We start from the raw sequence: 23,219 nt of genomic DNA on the forward strand, positions 1-23,219 counted from the left end.
GCATGATCGAGTACTTCCGCACGGACGAGCAGCGGTCGCTCCGGAAGATCGACAAGGAGGAGCCCGGCTGCTGGATAGCCGTGTTCGAGCCGACCCCCGACGAGCTTTCCCAGCTGAGCGCCGAGTTCGGCTTCGAAGAGGACGACGCCCGCGCGGCGCTGGACCCGGAGGAGGTCTCGCGCATCGAGACCGATCGCGGCTACGCCATGTTCATCTTGGACACGCCCGTGCGCGACCGATCCTCCAACGAGCGCAGCTACAAAACCATCCCCATCGCGCTGTTCGAAACGCCGCGCAACGTGGTCACCGTCTGCTCGGTGTACAAGATCCCCCTCATCGATCAACTCAAGGCGTCGAAGGACCTCTCGCCCACCGAGGATGTGCACGAGTTCGCCGCCGACATCCTCATGGCTTCCTCCACGGCCTACTTCATGGCGCTGCGCGCCATCAACCGGCGGCGCACCGACCTCATGGCCACGGTGAAGCGCCCCTCGCGCAAAGAGCTCGAAGACCTCTACAACCTCGACTCCTCGCTGGTCTACTTCAAAACCTCGCTCGTCACCAACGACGCCATCTTCGAGAAGCACCTGCGCCGCTCCGCCTTCCCCACCGAGGAGGACCGCTACCGCTTCGACGACGTGGTGATAGAGAACCGCCAGGCGCTCGAGACCACGCAGATACACTCGGAGATACTCGACTCCACCATCGAGCACTTCAGCCTGCTCATGGAGCACGACCTGAACCGCACGATGCAGGTGGTGGCCACGGTGTCGCTCGTGCTGTGCGTTCCCACGGCGGTGGCGGGGTTCTTCGGCATGAACCTGCTGGGCATACCCCTCGACGCCTTCCCGTGGGGCTTCGGGGTCGTGACCGGCTGCACGGTGCTCGCCTCGCTGGGGCTTTTGTTCGTGCTGAAGAAGTTCCGCTGGTTCTAGCGCAGGCGGCGTCCCTCTCTGTCGCTTTCGTCGAAATTCGCCCCCTTCGCCGGAACACGCGTTTCGCTTTAGCCCATTAGAGTACAATGGGCCGACAAGCGAGAAGAGCACCCGCGCGTCAGGGCTCATGCGGCGGCGCTCGAGACAGAGAAGGGATGCGACATGGCCGATATCACCGAAGTGGACTTCATCTGGAAGAACGGGGAGACGATCCCCTGGGCCGAGGCCACCACGCACATCCTGTCCCACTCCCTGCATTACGGCTCGGGCGTGTTCGAGGGCATCCGCTGCTATCAGAACCCCGAGAACGGCAAGAGCTACGTGTTCCGCCTGCGCGACCACATGGAGCGCCTGCACCGCAGCTGCAAGATCGCCCTCATCGACCTGCCGTACACGGTGGACGAGCTGTGCGACGCCACGGTGGAGCTCATCCGCAAGAACAACCTGCCGTCCTGCTACATCCGCCCCATCGTGTACCGCGGTTACGGCGTGATGGGCGTCGACCCCACCGGCGCGCCCACCGACGTGGCCATCGCGGTGTGGCCGTGGGATTCCTATCTGGGCGCCGACGCGTTGGAGCACGGCGTGGCCGTGGGCGTGTCGTCGTGGCGCCAGCGCTCGAACAACGCCATCCCGCCGGCGGTGAAGAGCACGGCCTCCTACATGAACTCCATCCTGGCGAAGCTGGAGGCCAAGGAGCACGGTTACGCCGAGGCCATCATGCTGAACGAGGCCGGCCTCGTGTGCGAGGGAACGGGCGAGAACCTGTTCATCGTGCGCGACGGCGTGCTGTCCACGCCGCCGCTGTCCGACGGCCTGCTGGAGGGCATCACGCGCGACACCATCCTCTGCCTGGCCGACGATCTGGAGATCCCGGCCATCGAGGAGAGCCTCACGCGCAGCGACCTCTACATCGCCGACGAGGTGTTCATGACCGGCTCCGCCGCCGAGCTCACCCCCATCGGCAGCGTGGACGGCCGCGAGGTGGGCAAGCCGGGCGAGATCACCCGCGCGCTGCAGGACCGCTTCTTCGCCGTGGCCTACGGCCAGATCGACGAGTACGCGGACTGGCTGACCGAGATTTAGCATTGCGGTTTATGGAGGGCGAAGCACCCGATCGGATTGCGCAGGCGGTCGCGATCGGGACTTCGCCTCTTTTTTCGTCGCGTCGGCTTCCTCCGCGCGCATCGTTGTTCTGCCGACCTGAAGCAAAGGAGCATTCGTGGATCGCATACTCACCTACGACAGCACGCTGCGCGACGGGGAGCAGAGCGAGGGCATCACGCTCTCGCTCGAGGACAAGCTGCGCATCGTGGAGCGGCTCGACGCGTTCGGCATCGACTTCATCGAGGGCGGCTTTCCCGCGTCGAACCCCAAGGACATCGCGTTCTTCCAGCAGGTGCGCGAGATGCCGCTATCGCACGCGCGCATCGCGGCGTTCGGCTCCACGTGCAAGAAGGGCGTGGCCGCCGAGGAGGACCAGGGTCTTGCCGACCTCGTGGCCAGCGGCGCGTCCATCGCCACCATCGTGGGGAAGACCTGGGACGCTCAGGTCACCCGCGCGCTGCTCACCACGCTCGAAGAGAACCTGCGCATGGTGGCCGATTCGGTGGCGTTCCTGAAGGCGCAGGGCTTGGAAGTGGTGTTCGACGCCGAGCATTTCTTCGACGGGTACAAGGCCAACCCCGACTACGCGCTCGCCTGCGTGCGCGCCGCGAGCGAGGCGGGCGCCGACTCCATCGACCTGTGCGAGACGAACGGCGGAGCGCTGCCGCACGAGGTGGAGGCCATCGTGCGCGCCGTGGCCGAGGCGCTGCCCGGCCAGCAGTTGGGCATCCACTGCCACAACGACTCGGGCTGCGCCGTGGCGAACACGCTGGCGGCCGTGCGCGCCGGAGCGACCCAGGTGCAGGGCACCGTCAACGGGTTCGGCGAGCGCGTGGGCAACACCGACCTGCTCACCACCATCGCCGACCTGGAGCTGAAGATGGGGTACGTCACCGTGGGCCCCGACAACCTGCGCCAGCTGACCAGCGTGTCGCAGTTCGTGGCCGAGACGTGCAACATGGCCGTGCCCACGCACCACCCCTACACGGGCGCGTCCGCGTTCGCGCACAAGGGCGGCCTGCACGCCAGCGCCCTCGCCCGCTTCCCCGAGGCCTACGAGCACACGCGCCCCGAGTACGTGGGTAACGCCACGCGCATGCTGGTAAGCGAGCTGGCCGGCAAGGCTTCGCTCGTGGCGAAGGCGGCCAGCCTGGGCATCGACTTGGGGAACTACCCCGACCAAACGCAGGCCATCCTCGACGACATCAAGGCGCGCGAGGCGCAGGGCTACTCCTACGAGGTGGCCGACGGCTCGCTGGCGGTGCTGCTGCAGTGGCATCTGGGCACGTACCGGCCGCACTTCACGCTGGAGAGCTTCCGCGTCATCGTGGACGACCACGAGGACACGGGCGCCCGTGCGAAGGACGCCATGAGCGAGGCCACCATCAAGATACACGTGGGCGACGAGCGCTTCGTGGCCACGGGCGAGGGCACCGGCCCCGTGGGCGCGCTCGACAACGCGCTGCGCCTGGCCATCACCCAGTTCTTCCCCGAGGTCGCCGGCATGGAGCTGGTGGACTACAAGGTTCGCATCCTCGACGAGAACGTGGGCACGGGCGCCATCACCCGCGTCGTCATCACCACGCGCGACGCCGAGGGCACCTGGGGCACCATCGGCGTTTCGGAGAACATCATCGAGGCGTCGTGGAACGCGCTGGTGGACTCCGTCGAGTACGGCCTTATCAGAATGGGGAAGTAGCATGAGCGATCTCAGAACGCCGGAAGTGGAAGACCTGCTGCGCGTGTTCGCCGCCCTCGACGACGAGGACACCATCTACACGCTGCTGGAGGACCTGTTCACCATCCGCGAGATCAAGGAAACGTCCCAGCGCCTGGCCGTGGCGCGCCAGCTGGACGCCGGCAAGTCCTACGCCGCCATCGAGGAGGCCACGGGCGCCTCCGCCACCACCATCGCCCGAGTGTCGAAGTGCCTGAGCTACGGTGCCGGCGGCTACAACGCCGCCCTCAACGCCCTCGACGACGCGCGGAAATAGCACCCATCGCGTTTCGCGCGCAACGCTCTCGTGCCTGCAGGGGCGGGCTGCCGCCCGCCCGGCGCGATGCATCCGAACAAGGGGGCCGCGCGGCGAGCGCGCGGGAATCTCGCAAGGCCCCTGCTCCTTCTCACGGCTCCAAGCGGGCGAGGCCGTCACTTGTCGCGTGCATGGTCCGTGCGAAAAACGAAGGGTCGACAAGGAACGCGTCGTTCGGAAAATCCTTGTGATTCCGGGTGATGATCGGACAGCCGGTGTCGCATGAAATCTCGTAAAAGCGGCGATCGTCCTCGTCCGGCATATCGACGCGAAGGAAAGGCGGGCTCACGTACTCCCCGTTGTCGGCAAGTCCTTCGAGGAATCTCTCAAACGCATCGATGTCGATGCGATAGCGGGCGAGCTTGGGATAACGGGCTACGTTGCGGTACTCGGCAATGATCGATTCGTTGTAACAAACGACGATATCGCCCGTAGCCACCAATCCCACAATGAAGGCCGCCGTGCTTCGCGGCGAGATGACCCCTGAGATAACGACATTGGTGTCGATGACGGCGTGCATGGATTGGCCCCTACCGTTTCGCAGCACGCACGGCTTCCACCGCGTCGTCAACGTCTTCGATGATTTGCGCCTCGCTCGTTTCGCCCGCCCGTTCCATCGCATTCGCATGCAGCGTTGCAAGGGCCTTCTGCATGGTTGCCGTCGCTCGCGAGGAGCGAGGCGTCTCGCCGATGGTGAAGGGAACTCGCCGATCTCGCACCGTTTGGGCGGCGAAAGAGGCCATGAGCGTGGAAGCCGGAATGCGCACTTCCGCGCAAAAGTCCTTGAAGTCGGAATACAGCTGCTCGTCCATGCGGACGTTGAGTATCTTGCTGGCCATAAGCCGGTCTCCCTATCCAACAATTGCCTTTAGATAATATACAATGAATATGAATTATATATACTATGTAATGCAAATAGTATCATAATAATCTTGTTGCGTCGATGTCCGTCGTCGTCGCGTATTCGGCCCCGTCTCCGCCCCCCGCATCTTCGCTCGCTCAGATGACGCGCATGACCCTTCGTGACCTGCGTATACGAAAGGCGCATGAAGTTCTCGCGCTTCGTCAAGGGAACGTGCTATAGTCGTTGCCAACGCGTTGATAAGGGATAGTCCTTTACTTAGAATTATCGTGACCTTGCGATATAGAGCAAGAGCGGGGCTGTTCCCGAGTCGCGAGGGAGGTTTTTAACGTATGAACGAATCCACGCGCGGCCTTGACCGCCGCACGTTTCTGACCGGCGCGGCCGCCTTGGGCGCCGCCGCGCTTTTGCGGCCGGCTCTGGCGTTCGCCGAGCCCACGGCCGCCGACAAGTTGGCCGAAGCCGACGCCGTCCACGCGCGCATCGTGGACATGCAGGCGCAGTTGGACGTGGTCACCGAGCAGTACTACCGGGCGCTCGACGAGCACGCGGCCGCCCAGCAGGCCGTCGCCGACGCTCAGGCGCGCATTGACGAGGCGAACGCCAAGATCGCCGGTTTGCAGGAGAAGCTGGGCGGTCGCGCGCGCAGCATGTACCGCACCGGGCAGTCCTCGGTCTTCGACTTCATCATGGGGGCCACGACGTTCGAGGAGTTTGCCCAGAACTGGGACATCCTCGAAAGGTTGAACGACAACGACGCCGACCTCGTGCGGCAGACGAAGGACCTGCGCGCCGAGGTGGAGGACGCCAAGGCCGAACTCGAGCGCCAGGAGCAGATCGCGGCCGAGAAGGCCGACGAGGCCCAGCGCATCAAGGAAGACGCCGAGCGCTCGGTGACGGAGCTGCAGGCCCTGCTGTCCCAGCTCGACGCCGAGGCGCAGGCTCTGCTGGAGAAGGAGCAGGAGGAGGCCCGCCAAGCCGAGATCGCTGCGGCCCGCTCGCGCTCCTACGGCTATTCGGGCGCGACGTCGCCCATCCCCTCGCAGGGCTCGGTGGTGGACTACGCGCTCTCGCGCATCGGCTGCCCGTACGTGTGGGCGGCGGCCGGCCCCGACGCGTTCGACTGCTCGGGCCTCGTGCGGTGGGCGTACCTGCAGGTGGGCATATCGCTGCCGCATCAAACCGAGGCGCTGTACAACGTGGCCAAGGCCCGCCTTCCCGTTTCGCAGGCGCAGCCCGGCGACGTGCTGTGGGTGGGCTACGGCGACGGCTACAACGGCCATGTGGGCATCGCCTGCAACGCGGGCGGCACCCATTACGTGCACGCTCCCACGTTCGGTGCCTACGTGCGCGACACCGACGACCTCGGCTGGGCCGGCTTCACGCACGCGCTGCGGTTCTAGCGCTCGGCCGCATCCGCGCTGCTTGCCACTGCGCCGCCATGACCTGCGCCCGCGCCGCGCATGACCCGCGCCCGTCCCGCGCCCATCGCCCTTGCGCGCTGGCCGGCTCGGGTTATGTCAGCGGTTGTTTGGAGCAGGGAAACTTTTTCCCGCATGGTCGAACGCACCCGCGCCGTCTTGGCGCGGGTGCGCTATCATGGGGCTTGCGCTTTACAAGGCGCCCCGCTATCGAAGGAGTTTTTCATGTCAACGTTGTTCGTGAACGCCTGCATGCGCGGCGAGGATTCGCGCACGCTCGCGCTCTGCCGTGAATACCTGCAGGGCAAAGAAGACGTCGTCGAAGTCGACTTGGCCGCGCTCGACCTCAAGCCGTTCAATGCGCAGATGGTGGCGTACCGCACCGAGAAGCAGAAGGCCCGAGCGTGGGACGACCCCGTGTTCGACTTGGCGCACCAGTTCGCCGAGGCGGACGAGATCGTGGTGGGCGCACCCTACTGGGACCTGTCGTTCCCGGCGGCGCTCAAGGTGTACATGGAGCATGTGAGCGTGTGCGACATCGCGTTCCACTACACCGAGGACGCGCGTTGCGAGGGCATCTGCAAGGCGAACCGTCTCACGTACATCGCCTCGTGCGGCGGCTTCGTGGAGGGCGCGAACTTCGGCTACGACTACTTCTGCGGCATCGCGAAGATGTTCGGCATTCCCGAGACGCGCTTCGTGGCCGCCGAGGGGCTGGACATCGTGGGCATCGACGTCGAAGCCCAGATGGACAAGGCCCGCGCGCAGATCGCCGCGCTCGATTAATCCATGACATCCGCCGTGCAAGACGCAGGAGGGCTCGTGGAGGCTTTGCCTCCGCACTTGGACCACCCGGTGAGGCTGGGCGATTACCTGGGCACGTCCGAGGTGGCCATCATGATACAGCGCGCGCTCAACGGCGTCGACCCGCGCCTCGTGGACCACGGGCTGCGGGTGGGCATGCTGCTGGACGCCATGCTCGAGACGGCGGGATGGCCGCAGGGCAAGCGGCGCCGCGACGCGTACCTGGTGGCCCTCATGCACGACGTCGGCGCCTACCGCACCGAGGAGATAGACCGGCTCGTCGAGTTCGAAACGGGCGATGTGTGGCAGCACTCGTTTTACGGCTACCTGTTCTTCAAGGAGCTTTCCCCGCTGGCCGACTACGCCGAGGTGGTGCTGTACCACCACATGCCTTTCGAGCTGTTCACCGACCAGGAGCCGAGCGTGCGCTTCCTCTCGCAGGCCTTGCAGGTGGCCGACCGCGTGGACGTGCTGTTCTTGAGAAACCCGCAGGTGGACGCCCGCGCCTTAAAGCGTTTGCTCGAGCAGGCTTCGCCGGGTCAGTTCTCGCCCGACGCGGTGACGCTGTTCTTCGAGGCCGATCGGCGGCGGGGGTTGCTGGACGCGCTGCACTGCGGCATCGATTGCGACGACGCCGTTCGCCGCGCCGTCGACGCTGCCGAGCCCGAAGCGGCCGCCGCCTTCCTGGACATGCTCGTGCACGTCATCGACTTCCGCAGCCGCCATACCGTCACGCATACGGTGACCACGGCGTGGGTGGCCTACGAGTTGGCGCGTCGCCTGATGACGGGCGAGGGCGAGGCCGGCCGCGTGTACTGCGGGGCCCTGCTGCACGACTTGGGCAAGATCGGCATCCCTCTCGACATTTTGGAGAAGCCGGGTCGCCTGGACGAAGGGGAGATGGCCGTCATGCGCACGCACGTGAGCCTGACGGAGTCCATCGTGGCCGGTTGCGTGGCCGACGACATCGCCCTGGCGGCCGCGCGGCACCACGAGAAGCTCGACGGCTCCGGGTATCCGCGCGGCCTCGTCGCCGCCAACCTGCGGCAGGCCGATCGCATCATCGCGGTGGCCGACATCGTGAGCGCGCTTGTGGGCACCCGCAGCTACAAAGAGGCGTATCCCAAGGAGAGAGTGCTCGAGCTGTTGGCCGACCAGCGCGACCGCGGGCTCATCGACGAGGCTGTCGTCGAGGTCATGGAGCGCGACTACGACGACATCATGCGCGTGGTGCGGCGGGCGTGCCTGCCCGTGGCGGCGCTGTACCGACGCGTGCAGGACGAGTACGTATGGCTGTTGGGCCAACTGGCGCAGGTTCGCGGAGAAGAGCCTCTGGCGGGGGCTGCGCTGCCGATCGGCTGAGCTCCAACGTGCGTTCGCTTCCTTCGGCACGATAATGGCGGCCAGAGGAAGGGGAGGAAAAAGGGACATGAAACGCTTGCTTTTGGTCGTTGACTTCCAAAACGACTTCGTGGACGGCGCGCTGGGTTTCCCCGGTGCCGAGAAACTGGAAAAGCCCATTGCCGAGAAGATCGCCGCGTACCGTGCGGCCGGCGACGACGTGGCGTTCACCTTCGATACGCATCATCGCGACTACCTGGACACGCAAGAGGGCAGGAACCTGCCGGTCGAGCACTGCATGGAGGGCGCGCCCGGGCACGACTTGTACGGCGAGGTGGCCTTGCTCATGCGCGATTCCGACACGGTGTTCTACAAGCCGACGTTCGGCTCGGCGGCGTTCTTCGAGCGCTGCCGTCAGTCGCAGCGCGCCGCCGACGAGGTGGGCAAGCCGCCGTTCGCGAGCATTGAGATCGTGGGCCTGGTGTCGAACATCTGCATCATCTCGAACGCCGTGTTGGCGAAGACCGCCTGCCCCGAAGTGCCGGTCATCGTCGACGCCGCCTGCACCGCCTCGTTCGACCCCGAGCTCCACGAGAAGGCCCTCGACGTCATGGAGGGCCTGCAGATACAGGTGATCAACCGGTAGCGGTCGGCGCGACGACCGCAGCAAGCGTTTTGAAGCAGGCGTCTCTTCATGGCATCTGATCGGGAGCCTGGGGCTCTCGCGAACCGCGGCTCGCCATGCGGGGCGCTGGCCTCAGATGCCATGAAGATAGTGCAGGCAACCGGTTAAAAGGCTTTGGTTCTAGTGTGCGATTGCCTCCACATCAGCTTCCGTGACGGGGGTTGCCGATTCCAGCTTGCCGCCCGTGGCCGCCTGGATGCCGCAGATGCGGCCCGTCATGATGCAATGGCCGGCGGACATGCCTCCTTGGTACATGGACCAATCGGGGCTGCCGCACAGCTGGCCGGCACTGAAGCCCGTCACCCACAAACCGGGAATGACCGTGTCGTCCGTGCGTAGCGCCTGGTAGTTCTCGTTCACCGTGACGCCCGCGCACAGCGCCGACACGCGCACATGCTTATGGATGCCCCAGAACGGCGCTTTCTCGATTTTCTTCAGATACTTCGCCTGCTTGCCGAAGTCGGCGTCGAAGCCCGCATCCGCCAATTCGTTGTAGCGCTTCACTGACGCCTTGAGCGCGTCGGCGGGAATGCCCAGCTTTTCGGCCAGCTCGTCGAGCGTTTCGCAGCAGTGCGTGTCGATCAGGCTTTCGATGACGTTCGCGCCGCTTTCGGCCGAGCGGTCCATTTCCACGGCGGGCATGTAGGGGCGCATCTTTTCCTGGTCGGTGGGTTTGCCGCCCCATTCCGTGACCTGGGCGACGTAATCGTCGTCGAATATCTGGGAGTACCAACCCGGTTTCGGCTGGTTGCGCAGCACGCAGTTCACCTCCTCGAACACGCAGTCCTCGTTCATGAAGCGCTCGCCGTCCTCGTTCACCATGAGGAACGGCTCGCCGAACATGGGGCCGGAATCGAAGTCGTGCATCATATGCGCATGGCCGACGGGCACGAACCCGGCGCCTACGGCCATGGACATGAGGATGCCGTCGCCCGTCTTGTTCGCCTGCTTGCGGTCGAACTCCTTCACGTCGGGGCAGTAGCGCTCTACGAGGCTCTGGTTGTTCTGGTAGTCGCCCGTGGACAAGATGACGCCCTTCGTGGCGTTGAATTTGATGTTCTTGTTGCCGTTCTTGCCGATGACGCCGGTCACGGCGCCGTTCTCGTCGGTTACCAACTGCACGCCCGGGGTGGAGTAGAAAAATTCCACGCCCTTGCTGGCCGCGAGCTCCGCCAAATGCTCGATCATCGTGCCGTTATTGTAGGGCTTGGGACCGAACATGATGCTGCGGCGGGCGCACTTGCTGCCGTCGTCGTACTCGGTCACCGCCGTGGGACGCACCGTGTAGGGCGGGAAGCCCGCTTCGGCCGTGCGCACCTGCGTCCAGCGGATGGCCTCGCCGGAATACTTGCAGTACGTTTCGGCGAGCTTGCGATCGGCGCGCCAGCGGCAGTCCTCCAGATAGCCCTGCAGGTAGTTCATGACACCCTGCTCGTCGCTTTGGTCGAGAAGCACGCCCGAGCAGGTGCCGCCTTGCGCTATGGGCTTCGACTCCTTTTGCAGCACGGCGACCGTGGCGCCCTCTTCCAGCGCCGAGAGCGCTGCCGGCACGCCGCCCGTGCCGGCGCCGACCACCACCACGTCGAACGTCTTTTCCTCGTCGAACTTGGTGATGGGTTCGATGACAACCGACGACGCGTCGAAATCGGCGGCTATCAGCCCGTCCGGATACGCGGCGGACGAGGCGTCACCTGCGCCGCCCTTGGCGGACGGCGCGCATCCGGCGAGACCCGCTCCTGCGCCCACGACGCCGGCGGCCAAAGCTCCTTTGAGAAAATCACGGCGGTTCATACTCATAATGCTCCCTCTCCTTCCTTTCGTTCGGTCGTTCAAGGCCGTTCGCCGCACGTGCTTCGCTTGGGAGGGAGTAGCGAGCATGCGCCGAACGGCTTCGAACGGTTTCCAACCTACCAAGGGCGCGCAATTTTTTCCTACCACAAACGGTATGAAGTTGCCGGCACACCCGCAGCGCCTCAAGCTTTTCTGCTATAAACGTGGAGGGAGGGTAAATGCTGCGAACGTTCTTGAAATACACGCCGGGGGTCGGTCTTGCCGTAATAGGGATGGCTTGCGCGCTCGTTATGCTGGAGGTGCAGCGTGTTCCGGCTGCGCAGCTCGTGGAATTTTCGATGTTCGCGCCCGTTCCGTACGTATGCGAAGTTCTGATCGTTCTGGCCGTGGCGCTCTGGTATCGGTTGAAGCCGCGGGTGCGCGCCACCGACCATACGGCGTTTCGCGCCGCGATCGGTTGTTTTGCGGCCGTCATGACGTTTCTCGTGCTGTCTGCTTCCCAGAGGGACGCGTCGGCAGCGCTTGCGATTCAGATACTATATCGGGTGAGCACCGCCTTGCTGGTGCTGTTCTTCAGCGAGCGCCTGATCGCGCTGGGTGCCCGCCGAACGGCTTTTACGTTGGCGGGAGCTTGTTTGGCATCGGGCATCATCATGTTGGCGTTTGCCTTCTTCGCACAGGATGTCGTGCGCATGCTGCTAGTCGTCCTGCCGGCGGTTGCATTGATCGCCTTTGTCGCGTACCGTCCTCGAACGGTGCGCGCGTGCGGAGAGCGCGGCGGCGTGGGGGACTTATCTGAAGCCGAGGTTGTCGCGGGCGAAGACGCAAAGCTTGCGTCGCTCGACAAGCCTCTGCCGCGATTCTCGTGCGCCACGTTGGGCGACCGGTTGCTCGCTGTGGGGCTGATCGTGCTGCCCCTGATGTGTCGCGGGCCGGTAGTGTCCCTGCAGTCGTCGTGGATGGGCCTGCAGGGCGAGGGGGCCATGACGGCGTTCATCCAAGCGGGCATCGGCTGCGGCATCATGGTGGCCGGCATGGTTGTGATGTTGGTGATATGCTTCGTGTGGAACCGCAGTTTTATCTTGGTCTACGAGCTGTTCGTCCTGCCCATCACGTTCATCTCGTTCTATACGGCTCAAGCATCGGCTGATCTGTGGTTCTTGCACGTGCTCATCATCGATGCAACGTACAAGGTCACGTTGTTCTTTATTCTGATGACGCCGTTTCTGTTCAGAGAGGGCGAACGCCGTAACCCTATGGTGCCCTTGCTCGTTTCGTTTTCGCTCATGATAGGGTCGCGGGCGCTGTTCGCCGGCCTGTACTCCAGCATGGCGCTGCCGGCGTTCATCGGTTTGGCCACCGTCGTGGTGCTGGCGACGTTCGCGGGTGGCGGAGCGTTGGCGTTTCTCGTTATACAGCAGCAGCTCTCCGCGCGCGAGACGACTCAGCGCCTGGCTAAAGACGAGGTGCGCGCGACGTTGGAGAAGCAGTGCGTGATTATCGGCGCGCGCTACGGCCTGACTCCTCGCGAACGGGAGATCCTCGTGCTCCTTGCTCAAAACTACCACGCGCCGTACATAGCCGAGAAGTTGGTGGTGAGCACGTCGACTGTGAAGACCCATATGCGAAACCTGTACGGCAAGTTCGACGTGCATTCCCAAGCGGAACTGTTGCGTGCGCTGGAGCGCGAATCCGAGAGCATCGCCATGGAGTCGGGGGATCGCTAGCATCCTCTCGTTCTCATTTCATGATGCTGATGGCAAGCCCGCCAACCCCATGACTCTTGAAATACAAACTAATGTTCGATATAGTGATCCCTGAAGGTTGGATCGCCCTAACCGGTTTTCCGGGACAGCCGACTCGTCAAACAGGCTCAAAGCGGACCGGGGCGGTGATGTAAGATGCGTTTGTATTTTTCCAATTTGTTTTATAGTATCAATAGTGGTACTATATTATGAGTAAAGCAGAGCGCCTTATAGAGGACATGCGGAAGAATCCTCAAGGGATCAGGTTTTCCGATGCAGCATATGTTTGCGATGTGCTGTTCGGGGAGCCTCGGCAGAGAAGTTCGTCCCACAGGGTTTATCGCACGCCTTGGAGCGGAGATCCGCGCGTGAACATTCAGAACGATCATGGAATGGCGAAGGCGTATCAAGTGAGGCAGATCGTGAAGGCGGTCGACAGGATGGCGGAGGTCGAATGATATGAACTGCGCCGATCGATATGCGTATCGCGTCGTTTGGTCCGAAGAAGACAGCGAGTTTGTGGGGACGGCGGCCGAGCTGCCGTCGATGTCGTGGCTCGCTCCAACGCCGGGCGAGGCTTTGGAGGGTATGCGTGCGCTTGCCCACGAGGCGGTGGCCGATATGGAGGCTTCGGGGGAGGAGCCGCCGGTTCCCCTCGCGGGCAAGAGCTATTCGGGGAAGTTTCAAGTGCGCATACCGCCCGAGTTGCACCGACGGTTGGCCATCGAAGCCGCCGAGGAACAGGTCTCGCTTAACAGGTTGGTGACATCGCGCCTCGCTTGACGGCGGCGCTTGCCTTCGGGGTTCAACGCGCGTATATTCTGACCATCAGGGGGTTGCGTCTACGAAATGCAACTCGCAAGGGGGAACCATGGAAACCAAGTATTCGACCTGCGCGTTCTGCGACGGACGCTGCGCGGTCAAGGCCGAGTTCGACGGGGAGCGAATGCGCGTGCTGCCTGCGAGCCCCGACGTTCCCGCCATCTGCTCCAAGGCGGGCCTGATCGACGAATACCGGCTGCATCCCGACCGCGTGACCGTTCCGCTGAAGAACGTGGGCGCACGCGGCGAGGCGCAGTGGCGGGAAGTGGGCTGGGACCAGGCGCTCGACGAGATAGCCGAGCGGCTGCAGGCGGTGGTGGCGCACTACGGGCCCGAGGCCGTGGCTTTTGCGGAAATGCCCACCAACATGGGGTTCGGCGGCATCACGCGGCGCTTCATGAACTGCTTGGGCACGCCGAACTACACGGCGGCCACGCAGCTGTGCATGGGCAACACGGCGCAGGTGCACCGGGCCACGTACGGTTGGTTCGCCTCGGCCGACTGGGCGCACGCCGACTGCATCGTCTACTTCGGCCAAGATCGCGACGGCGAGCGCTGGCCCGTGGAGTACCTGGCTCTGGGCGCCGCGCTCGATCGCGGGGCCGTGCTCATCGAGGTCGACCCGCGCGAGACGGACACCGCCAAGCGGGCCGACTACCACCTGCGCATCCGCTACGGCACCGACGCCGCGCTTCTGCTGGGCTGGATCAACGTCGTCATCGAAGAGGGCCTGTACGACCGCGCGTTCGTGGAAGGCTCGTGCATCGGTTTCGAAGAGCTCGCCGCGCGGGTGGCGGAGTATCCGCCCGAGCGCGTGGCCGAGATCTGCGGCATCGACGCCGAGCTCGTCCGCGAAACGGCGCACGTGTACGCGCGGTCGCAGGCGGCCATCATACCGTGGGGCGTGGTCGGCGACATGCAGCGCAACTCCACGTCCATGCTGCGATGCCAATGCATCCTGCGGGCCATCTGCGGCTTTCTGAACAAGAGCGAGACGGTGTTCGGCCCCTCGCTGGGCGGCTTGACCAACGCCCAACTGGCCGCGTTCGACCTGCTTCCGCCTGAGAAGCGCGTCCTGCAGCTGGGTCGCGACATCCATCCGCTGCTCACGTTCGAGGCGTCGGACCTCTACCGCGAGGCGAACGCGCGCGAGGGCGTTCCCTACGAGCCCGACATCCTGGGCGAGTCGTGCGCCTGCGACCCTGCCGCGCTGTTCGCCGCCATGCGCGGCGAAGGCCCCTATCCGGTGAAGGCCGTGTTCTCCGTGGCGAACAACACGGTCATGAGCTACGCCGGGCAGCAGGGCATCGTGGACGGGTTCATGAACCAGGACCTGGTGGTGGCCTTCGAGCATTGGATGACCCCGACGGCCCAGCTGGCCGACTACGTGCTGCCCGGCGACATGTGGGCCGAGCGCGACGTGCTGGGGTCGCAGTTCGACTCGGCTCCGTTCTTCTCGTGCGGGCAGGCGTTCCGCGAGCCGGTGGGAGCGTGCAAGAACTGGTACTACGTGGTGAAGGGGCTGGCCGATCGCCTGGGCTTCGCCGAGCGGTTCCCTTGGCGCGACGAGCACGAGTTGTACGACTACCGGTTGGCGCCGCTCGGCCTCACGTGGGACGAGCTGGTCGAACAGGGAAGGGCGAAGAACGACCCGGTGGCGCTCGGCCGGTTCGTCACGCCGTCGGGCAAGGTGGAGCTGGCGAGCTCCGTGCTGGCCGACTTGGGCTTCGACCCGCTGCCCTCCTACGAGGAACCCGCCGATCCCGGACGCGACGCCTGTCCTGCGGGCACGTACCCCTACGAGGTGTTCGCGGGTTTTCGCGAGCGCAAGTCGTACAACACGAACCTGCACCAGATAGAGGCCCTGCGCTCGCAGGAGCCGGAGCCGCAGTTCTTCATCAACCCGGCCGACGCGGCCGGCGAGGGCGTGGCCGACGGCGCCTGGTGCGTGGTGGAAACGGCGTACGGCCAGGTGGAGCTGCTGTCCAAGCTGGACGAGGCGCAACCGGCGGGCACGCTGCGCGTGCCGCACGGCTGGTGGAAGCCCGAGGCGGCGCAGGGCGTAGCGGCGGGGCTGAGCGCCGCCAACCTGCACAACGACGGCATGCTGTTCCCCGACGCGGACTGGAACCTCGATCCCGCCCAGGGCGTCCCGAACCTGCGCGGCGGCATCCACGCCCGCGTGCGGGCGAGGTAGCGAGGGCGTGCGCGCAGCGTGATGCGCGCACGTACACCTACAGCACCATCATGGCCACGGTGAGTATCGCCACGCTGGCCACGCCGATGACGACGATGGGCACGAGCGCCCACTTCAGCCACGTGGAATACTCCACCTTCGCCATCATGAGGCCGGGCAGGAACGCCGCCGTGGGGCTGAACAGGTTCGCCAAGCCGTTCGCCGCCACGAAGATCATCACCATGACGTCGGGCGAGAAGTTGAGCGACGCCGCCAGCGAGCCCATGATGGGCATGGACAGCGTGGCCAGCGCCGAGGTGGACGTGATGATGAACGACAGCCCCAGGAATATGAGGTAGCACACCGGCGCGAACACGACGGCGCTCGAGCCCGCCAGCAGCTGCGAGGCGTTGTCGAGGATCATGACGTCCAGATGCGTCGAGGCCATGAGGATGGAGATGGCGCGCGCCAGGCCCACCACCAGCGCCACGCCCACCATGTCGGCGGCGCCGTCGATCCACGCGTTCACGATCTGACGCTCGGACATGCGCGCCACCACGCCGATAACGATGGACATGACGAGGAACCATACCGACGCGTCCTTGAAATACCATTCGCCCAGCGGCGCGCCGGTTATCCACGCGCTCCACGGCAGCACGGCCCACGAGCCGTCCTCGCCCGCCACGCCGCCCAGCGTGAAGAAGTCCACGCCGAAGTTCTGCCACGGGATGAACCCGACGATCATGACCAAAAACGACAGGCCGAACAGCGCGAGCGCGATTCCCTGCGTGCGCGTCATGGGCGGCAGGGCCTCGCCGGCCTGCGCCTGTTCGCCCTCGTGAGCCTCGGTGCCGAACGCCTGCTCCATGGCGTGCTGTTCCTGCAGCGAGAGGATGGTGGAGCCCTTGTCGGCCTTGACCTTGCGCGCGTAGCGCATGACGAAGAACACGGCCAACGCGTAGGCCGCCGCGAGCAGCACCAACCCCAGCACGATGGTGGTGCCGGGGTTGGCCTCGATGCCCGCCGTCTTCAGCGTGTCGATGGCCACGCCGTTGGCGAACGGGTTCACGGTGGAGCCCAGGCAGCCCACGCCCGCGCCCAGCAGCACGGTGCCCACGGCCACCATGGTGTCGAAGCCGGCCGCCACCATGGTCAGCGACAGCAGCGCGTAGAAGGGCACGGCTTCCTCGCAGAACCCGTACGAGCTGCCCAGCAGCGCGAAGATGGCCATGATGATGGGGATGAGCAGCAGCTCGTGGCCGTGCATCTTGCGCACGAGGGCGGTGATGCCCGCGTCGAGCGCTCCGATCTTCGTCACCATGCCCAGGCAGCCGCCCAGGATGAGCAGGAAGAACGATATCTCCGCCGCGTCGATGAGGCCCTCCACCGACGAATCGAGGATTTCAGGCAGGGTTGCGGCCGACACGCTCGGCGTGATGAACGAGCACACGACGGTGGCCAGGCCCACCACGATGATGATGATGAACAGGATGCTGTAGGAGGAAAGCGGCTCGCGCTGCTTCTTCTCCTTCTTGGCTGGTGCGTCCGACATGGAAGACCCCTTCCCCTCGGCTGGGCATCGCAGGGCGGGGACGGCGCTCTGCGGTCTTCGAGCAGTATAGAACAGGGAAGGGAAGCGCTCCGGTCGGCGCCTTATCTTGAAAAGGTTATTGAATCACCGTGCGTTCGCAGTTGGTCACGTCGCCCGGACGGCTTGCGGCGGAATGCTCTGCACGCCTCCGGCGTCCTGCCCCCTTAGTGCCGGCGCGCGAACGCCTCCAGCACGAGCTGGGCGCGGGTGCCGATGGGCGTGGCGTTCTCGGCAAGGAAGCGGGGGACGTCATTTATGGGTAGCAGGAACGGCTCGATGAACTCGGACGGCTCGGGTTGTGCATCGGCCGCTTTCTCCACCTGCGCGAACACGACGTGCACCGTCTCGTCGGTGAGGCCGGTGGACGAGAAGCCCGGCTGCGGCAGCGCGTCGAGCGCCGCCGCTTCCAAGTCGGCGCGCAACGCGTAGCCCGTCTCCTCGCGCAACTCGCGGTCGACGCACGTCGCCAAGTCCTCGCCGTCCTCCATGAGCCCCGCCGGAAACGCGATGCACCAGCTGTTCAGCGGGTAGCGGAACTCGCGGATGAGCAGCAGCTCGTCGTCAGGCGTCTGCCCCACGATGCACACGGCGTCGGCCGACGGCTTTCGGCCTGCGGCGTTGCCTTCAAGCTCGCGGCGGTACGCATCGGGCGACTTGCGCGAGGCGCTCTCGTACTCGTAGCTCGACCCGTCGGGCAGCCGGTAGGTCAGCACGTACTTCTTGATCCAACCGTCGGACACCTGGCGCAGGTCGACGAACGTGGGAGTGGGGGTGGCGCTTGGCATGGGCAGAGCTCCTTATGATCGAAATTGCGGGTCGGCGAATGTCTCAAGCATTCGCTCACGGTAGGTAAGCGGTCGCGCTGTCAGAAGTCGAACACCTCGCCGACGTTCGCGGCGAGGCAGAGGTCGGCCTGGCGGTCGCGCGGGGTGGGGGTGCGATTGACGATGGCCAGGTGATCGCCATGGAAGAAGTCGAGGAGCCCCGCCGCCGGATACACCGCAAGCGACGTGCCGGCCACCACCATGAGCGCGGCGCACGCGATGGCGTCGACCGACGCTTGGAGCGTGCCCTCGTCGAGCGCCTCCTCGTACAGCACCACGTCGGGCTTCACGATGCCGCCGCAGGCGGGGCAACGCGGCACGCCGTCTTCGGCCTGTTCGCGCTGGGCCAGCAGCTCGTCCACCGAGAACGCCGCGCCGCAATCCATGCAGTAGTTCCGCAGCACGCTGCCGTGCAGCTCGAGCACGTTGGAGCTGCCGGCTTTCTGGTGCAGGCCGTCGATGTTCTGCGTGACCACGGCGGACAACGTGCCGGCGCGCTCGAGTTCGGCGAGCTTGCGGTGCGCCTGGTTCGGCTGCGCGTCCAACGCGAGCATGCGGTCGCAGTAGAAGTCGAAGAATTCGCGCGGACGCGCGTCGAAGAAGCTGCGGGAGATCATCTGCTCGGGCGGGTGCGGGTACTTCTGAGCGTACAGCCCGTCGGGGCTGCGAAAGTCCGGGATGCCGCTCTCGGTGGAAACGCCCGCGCCGCCGAAGAACACCATGCCGCCGGCCGGCGCGTCGTCCACCCACCGGCGGAACGTCTTGATCCCTCGTCGCGTTTCGTCGTCCATATGCGCTTCCTTCCTCGCCGCTCAGGTTGGCCTTGCGAAGGGCTCGCCATTGCCGAATGCCGCAGCAAACCGGTTTTCACCATCATAGCAGGAAGGCGGCCGATCGGCCGCCTTCCGGGGTGGTTCGCGTTGCGCGCCGCCGAGTTTCGGCGCGAAGCGGGTTCCGTATCGCAAGCGGGGCGTTAGCCCTCGATGGCGATGGTCTTCTTCTCTTCCAGCTTGGGCTGCTCCTGCTTCTTCGGCACGGCGATCTTCAGCACGCCGTCCTCGAACTTCGCCTTGATATCGTCGTCTTCGATGTCCTCGCCGACGTAGAACGTGCGGCTGCACTTGCCGCTGAAGCGCTCCTTGCGCACGAACGTGCCTTCCTCGTCCTTGTCCTCGGACTCGCTCTGGGTTTGGGCGGCGATGGTGAGGTAGCCGTCCTTCAGCTCGGCCTGCACGTCGTCCTTCTTGAAGCCCGGCAGGTCGATGGTCAGCTCGTAGCCCGCGTCCGTCTCCTTGATGTCGGTGCGCATGAGCGTGGGCGACATCTTCTGCATCGCCTGCATGGGCGCCGAGGCGGCGTTGAAGAACGCGTCGAACGGATCGGTCATCAGCTCGCTCAGCAGGTTGCGATTCCTTCTCATCGGTACCATCATTGCCATAACGATCATCTCCTACGTGTCGTGTGCGGGGCCGGTCTCCCGCGTTTCGGAACAAAACCGATTTAGAAAACCTAAGCCTCTATCTATATGATTTTCTGTACGAGTACGTTATAAATCGTTGCATTAGCACTGTCAAGCCTAGAGTGCTAAAAAGTCACGGTTTCGTCAACTTTCGCGGGGCTTTTTGCGCGGCTCGCGAAAGCCTCTTGAAAAACATGCGGCGCGGATGCCTGCGCATCTTCGAGCGCGTTCAAAGCCTCAATCCGTGACCGCATGGTATCTCCGCTTGAGGGCGTTGCGGCGATCAGGCGCCCACGGCTGCCAAAGCGAAAGGCCGCCGGAACGCACCTGTCAAACGACGCGTTTCCCTCATCGGCAGTAAGACGTATCGCACGCTTTCCAACAGCGGAAACGCCGAAATGCCCCCACGGGGGTAATGGTCAGTTCGCGGTGGGGCGTGCATGATGCGAGCCAAGGAGCCATCGAAAGGAAGAAGGAGGAGGACATGGTCGACGAAAAGAACGGCGCGGTCGGCGCGTCGGGTGAGAGCCCGGCGGAGCCCGCGACTCCCGCTGCGGCGGAAGAGGCGTCCGACCGTACGCCGGACACACCGCCAGCGAAGCGCTCGAAGCGCGGCTGGATCGTGGCCGGCGTCATCGTGGCGGTGGTGCTGGTGGCCGGCATCGGGGCGTGGGTGTGGCACGAGCAGCCCAGCTTCTGCAACGCCGTTTGCCACAGCCCTATGGACAGGTACGTGGAAAGCTACGGCGAGGGCGACCCGGGCAAGCTGGTCACGCAGCATGCGGCGGCGGGCGACACGTGCCTGAGCTGCCACGAGGCCGAGTTCACCACGCAGGTTTCCGAGGTTATGGCATGGGCGTCCGACAGCTATCCCGTGGGCGAGGACGGCATGCTGGCCACGGGCAAGGAATTCGCCACCGAGGAGTTCTGCGCGCGCAGCGGTTGCCACGACATGCAGGACGTGGTTGCCAGCACGTGGGGCTTCGAGGGCAACGACGAGAAGTACAACCCGCACTCAAGCCATCAAGACAATGCGTTGGAGTGCAGCGACTGCCATAAGGTCCACGAGACGAGCGAGCTGTACTGCGCCAAGTGCCACGACCTGAACCTGCCCGAAGGATGGGAGGCCACCCATGAGTAACCACGTTTCTCGCCGCAGCTTCCTCAAAGGGGCGGGCATCACGGCGCTGGGCGCGGTTGCCGCCGGTGCGCTTGCCGGATGCGGCAACGGCTATGTGAGCGCCGACGAGGCCAAGAACATCGCAACGCAGCGTCCGGGCACGCCCAGCTGGCTGGGGAGCGCGCCCGAGATCGCCGAGTCCGCCATCACCGAAACCATCGACGTGGACGTCGTGGTGGTGGGGTGCCGCACCGGCGGCTTGCCCGCCGTCATCTCGGCTGCCGAGAACGGCGCGAAGGTGCTCGGAATCGAGCAAATGAGCGCCATCGCCACGCCGCGCGAGGATCTGGGCGCCATCGACTCGAAGTTGCAATTGGAGTCGTTCGCCGAATACCCCCAGTTCCAGATCGACAAGATGGAGGCCATGGAGGACATCGTCCGCTACGCCAACGGTTTCGTGAACTACGATCTCGTCAAGCTGTGGGCGGACGAATCGGGTGCCATGATCGACTGGCTGACCGACATCGTCACCCGCGACGGCCAGTTTGCCATGCGCTTCGAAGGTTCCATCGGCACGCCCGACCAAGGCGCGCGCGACAAGGCGTGGGCCACGGGCCACAGCCCGGAGAAGCTGACCGACGACAAAGAGGTGACGTTCGGAACGACGCTGCGCGACTACGCCATCGAGAAGGGCGCCGAGTTCCGCTACGACACCATGCTGGTGAAATGCGAGCAGGACGAGAACGGTCGCGTAACCGGCGTCGTCTGCCAGGACGGTCGCGACAAGCACTACGTGCGCGTAAACGCCGGCAAGGGCGTCATCTTGGCCACCGGCGGCTACGTGGCGAACACCGAGATGGTAGAGGCGCGCCAGGCATGGAACAACCGCCTGAAGATCAACGTGCCGGTGGGCGGCAGCTGCACGGGCGACGGCATCAAGGCCGCTATGTGGTGCGGCGCCACCATCGACCCCATCGGCGCCGCCGTCACGTTCAACCGCGCATGCTGCAAGCCCGACGAAGTGGCTGGATCTGACCTGATCGGCAAATGGTTCTGGTTCGGTGAGCAACCCTTCCTCAAGGTGAACCTCAACGGCAAGCGCTTCTGCAACGAAAGCGGCCCGTACGATTACATGCTGCATTCCGCGTTCATGCAGCCGTACCATACCTACGTGGATATTTGGGATTCGGACTACGCGGAGCAGGTGCGTCAGATCAACGAGGTGGGTTGTTGCCGCCTGTATCCCTTCGACAACGGCGCGCCGTCTAATATGCCCATCACGAAGATGGCGAGCGACTTCGAGGCGCTTATCGAGGCGGGCTACATCCAGCAGGCCGACACCATGGAGGAGCTGGCCGAGAAGTTGAACCTGCCGGTTGAGGACACGGTTGCCACGTGGGAGCGTTACAACGGATTCGCAGATGCGGGCAAGGACGACGACTACAACAAAGAGGCGTACCGCCTGACGAAGCTGAACCATCCTCCCTACTATGGCGTGCGCACCGGCGCCTGGTTCCTGGCCACCATCGACGGATGCCCGGTGAACACCGACATGCACCCGGTCAACGAGGCCGGCGAGCAGATCGACGGCCTGTATATGGTGGGCAACGACTCCGGCGGCTTCTTCAGCGTGAGCTACCCCAACCTGTTCACCGGTTTGGCCGCAGGTCGTACCATGACGTTCGGCCGCCGAGCAGGAATGCTGGCCGCCACCGGCCAGGCGTAAACCCCCTGAGCAGGTTCCGGGCGGCGCGTTCCCCTTCGCGCCGCCCGAGCCGTGAATCGACTCGCGCGGCGGCTCGGCCCCTTTCCCTCTTTCGTCCGAGCCTGCCGCTCCCTCCTCCGACGGTGCCCCGGTGCTGCAACCGGGGCACCGTTGCGCAATGAGAGAAGGGGGAGAACGGCGGGGAAAGCAACCGGGAGGCTCCCGTAATTTCGCAATTGCGCTCAACAACCTTCCACGCCCAGCAATTCCGCTTACGATTTACTCTCGATATAAGTGGCATTGCATGAATGATTTTGCTACAATACAGGCGGATCGCAGGGAGCTGTGAACTCCCCACGATCCTCGGATCGCTTAGGCGGTTTGGTTTTATTTGGGGAGCTCCTCGTCCTTGCGGATTGGGAGCTTTTCTATAAGAGCCGTGGACAAGTTCACCACGCTGACGATCAGCTCGAGGATTGCTGCCGCAATAAGAACCAAATCGGTCATGGCTGCCACCTCCTCCCGTTTCGCCCTGCAAGAGGGGATAAGGTTGGAGAGGGATGTGGCACCGCGCCGCCTCTGCGTTCCGTTCGATCATTCTACAGCCGCGACCTTGCATGACGACCGTAATCGGGCCGTCACGGAACCGTGCGAAACCTGCGGGATTCTTGGGGTTATAGGCCAAAATTTGTACCTTGAGTCTAATCGTAATCAATACGGTAGGGACCTGTTGTGTGAAGCTCGTGCCATGAGACTGCATTACCCCATCTAAGTATCGCTTCATCTCTTTCTTGGAGC

The 23,219-nt window shown here is 64.5% G+C and carries 20 protein-coding genes; 13 read left to right on the forward strand and 7 right to left on the reverse strand.

What is annotated here, in order from left to right; all coding sequences use genetic code 11:
• Window positions 1–2: 2 nt before the first annotated feature.
• The 4 genes from C1878_RS11880 to C1878_RS11895 all read left to right on the forward strand — a co-directional run bounded on the left by C1878_RS11880 (window position 3) and on the right by C1878_RS11895 (window position 4,036).
• Window positions 3–935: a magnesium transporter CorA family protein gene (locus C1878_RS11880; RefSeq protein ID WP_114601835.1), complete on the forward strand. Its 933-nt coding sequence runs from the start codon at window positions 3–5 to the stop codon at window positions 933–935.
• A 162-nt stretch (window positions 936–1,097) separates the two neighbouring features.
• Window positions 1,098–2,021, forward strand: coding sequence for a branched-chain amino acid transaminase (locus tag C1878_RS11885; RefSeq protein ID WP_114601836.1), 924 nt, complete (start codon window positions 1,098–1,100; stop codon window positions 2,019–2,021).
• 136 nt (window positions 2,022–2,157) lie between these two features.
• Window positions 2,158–3,741 (forward strand): citramalate synthase, encoded by a 1,584-nt coding sequence (gene cimA, locus C1878_RS11890; protein ID WP_114601837.1) that lies wholly within the window; start codon window positions 2,158–2,160, stop codon window positions 3,739–3,741.
• 1 nt (window position 3,742) lies between these two features.
• Entirely contained in the window at window positions 3,743–4,036 is a 294-nt protein-coding gene (locus C1878_RS11895) for a YerC/YecD family TrpR-related protein (RefSeq protein WP_114601838.1), read from the forward strand.
• A gap of 130 nt (window positions 4,037–4,166) precedes the next feature.
• Here C1878_RS11895 and C1878_RS11900 read toward each other — a convergent pair whose 3' ends face one another.
• Window positions 4,167–4,595 (reverse strand): putative toxin-antitoxin system toxin component, PIN family, encoded by a 429-nt coding sequence (locus C1878_RS11900; protein ID WP_158539803.1) that lies wholly within the window; start codon window positions 4,593–4,595, stop codon window positions 4,167–4,169.
• A 10-nt stretch (window positions 4,596–4,605) separates the two neighbouring features.
• Window positions 4,606–4,914 (reverse strand): type II toxin-antitoxin system RelB/DinJ family antitoxin, encoded by a 309-nt coding sequence (locus C1878_RS11905; protein WP_114601840.1) that lies wholly within the window; start codon window positions 4,912–4,914, stop codon window positions 4,606–4,608.
• 355 nt (window positions 4,915–5,269) lie between these two features.
• Here C1878_RS11905 and C1878_RS11910 point away from each other — a divergent pair, with 355 nt between their 5' ends.
• From C1878_RS11910 to C1878_RS11925, 4 genes are all read left to right on the forward strand, one after another.
• Window positions 5,270–6,340: a C40 family peptidase gene (locus C1878_RS11910; RefSeq protein WP_114601841.1), complete on the forward strand. Its 1,071-nt coding sequence runs from the start codon at window positions 5,270–5,272 to the stop codon at window positions 6,338–6,340.
• A gap of 243 nt (window positions 6,341–6,583) precedes the next feature.
• Window positions 6,584–7,144, forward strand: coding sequence for an NAD(P)H-dependent oxidoreductase (locus C1878_RS11915; protein ID WP_114601842.1), 561 nt, complete (start codon window positions 6,584–6,586; stop codon window positions 7,142–7,144).
• A gap of 36 nt (window positions 7,145–7,180) precedes the next feature.
• A complete protein-coding gene (locus tag C1878_RS11920; protein WP_241963723.1) occupies window positions 7,181–8,524 on the forward strand; it encodes an HD-GYP domain-containing protein in 1,344 nt (447 codons plus the stop codon).
• 67 nt (window positions 8,525–8,591) lie between these two features.
• Window positions 8,592–9,149: a cysteine hydrolase family protein gene (locus C1878_RS11925; RefSeq protein ID WP_114601844.1), complete on the forward strand. Its 558-nt coding sequence runs from the start codon at window positions 8,592–8,594 to the stop codon at window positions 9,147–9,149.
• 159 nt (window positions 9,150–9,308) lie between these two features.
• Here C1878_RS11925 and C1878_RS11930 read toward each other — a convergent pair whose 3' ends face one another.
• Window positions 9,309–10,985 carry an FAD-dependent oxidoreductase gene (locus C1878_RS11930; RefSeq protein ID WP_114601845.1) on the reverse strand — a complete coding sequence of 559 codons (1,677 nt, stop codon included), beginning with the start codon at window positions 10,983–10,985 and terminating at the stop codon, window positions 9,309–9,311.
• 212 nt (window positions 10,986–11,197) lie between these two features.
• Here C1878_RS11930 and C1878_RS11935 point away from each other — a divergent pair, with 212 nt between their 5' ends.
• From C1878_RS11935 to C1878_RS11950, 3 genes are all read left to right on the forward strand, one after another.
• On the forward strand, window positions 11,198–12,706 hold the full coding sequence (locus tag C1878_RS11935) for a helix-turn-helix transcriptional regulator (RefSeq protein WP_114601846.1): 1,509 nt from the start codon (window positions 11,198–11,200) through the stop codon (window positions 12,704–12,706).
• 477 nt (window positions 12,707–13,183) lie between these two features.
• Complete coding sequence (locus C1878_RS11945; protein WP_114601848.1) at window positions 13,184–13,507, forward strand: type II toxin-antitoxin system HicB family antitoxin; 324 nt, start codon at window positions 13,184–13,186, stop codon at window positions 13,505–13,507.
• A gap of 88 nt (window positions 13,508–13,595) precedes the next feature.
• Window positions 13,596–15,743 (forward strand): molybdopterin-dependent oxidoreductase, encoded by a 2,148-nt coding sequence (locus C1878_RS11950; RefSeq protein WP_114601849.1) that lies wholly within the window; start codon window positions 13,596–13,598, stop codon window positions 15,741–15,743.
• 37 nt (window positions 15,744–15,780) lie between these two features.
• Here C1878_RS11950 and C1878_RS11955 read toward each other — a convergent pair whose 3' ends face one another.
• From C1878_RS11955 to C1878_RS11970, 4 genes are all read right to left on the reverse strand, one after another.
• A complete protein-coding gene (locus C1878_RS11955) occupies window positions 15,781–17,274 on the reverse strand; it encodes a YfcC family protein (RefSeq protein ID WP_114601850.1) in 1,494 nt (497 codons plus the stop codon).
• A gap of 203 nt (window positions 17,275–17,477) precedes the next feature.
• Window positions 17,478–18,098 (reverse strand): NUDIX hydrolase, encoded by a 621-nt coding sequence (locus C1878_RS11960; RefSeq protein ID WP_114601851.1) that lies wholly within the window; start codon window positions 18,096–18,098, stop codon window positions 17,478–17,480.
• Between the two features lie 80 nt (window positions 18,099–18,178).
• Window positions 18,179–18,928, reverse strand: coding sequence for an NAD-dependent protein deacylase (locus C1878_RS11965; protein WP_114601852.1), 750 nt, complete (start codon window positions 18,926–18,928; stop codon window positions 18,179–18,181).
• Window positions 18,929–19,110: 182 nt separating this feature from the next.
• A complete protein-coding gene (locus C1878_RS11970; RefSeq protein ID WP_114601863.1) occupies window positions 19,111–19,575 on the reverse strand; it encodes an Hsp20/alpha crystallin family protein in 465 nt (154 codons plus the stop codon).
• Window positions 19,576–20,080: 505 nt separating this feature from the next.
• Between C1878_RS11970 and C1878_RS11975 the strand changes: the two genes are divergently transcribed.
• On the forward strand, window positions 20,081–20,737 hold the full coding sequence (locus tag C1878_RS11975; RefSeq protein ID WP_114601853.1) for a cytochrome c3 family protein: 657 nt from the start codon (window positions 20,081–20,083) through the stop codon (window positions 20,735–20,737).
• On the forward strand, window positions 20,730–22,442 hold the full coding sequence (locus C1878_RS11980) for an FAD-binding protein (RefSeq protein ID WP_114601854.1): 1,713 nt from the start codon (window positions 20,730–20,732) through the stop codon (window positions 22,440–22,442). The genes C1878_RS11975 and C1878_RS11980 overlap by 8 nt, the downstream gene beginning before the upstream one ends.
• The last annotated feature ends 777 nt before the right edge of the window (window positions 22,443–23,219 follow it).

The organism is Gordonibacter sp. 28C, from assembly GCF_003339845.1.
Lineage (GTDB): Bacteria > Actinomycetota > Coriobacteriia > Coriobacteriales > Eggerthellaceae > Gordonibacter.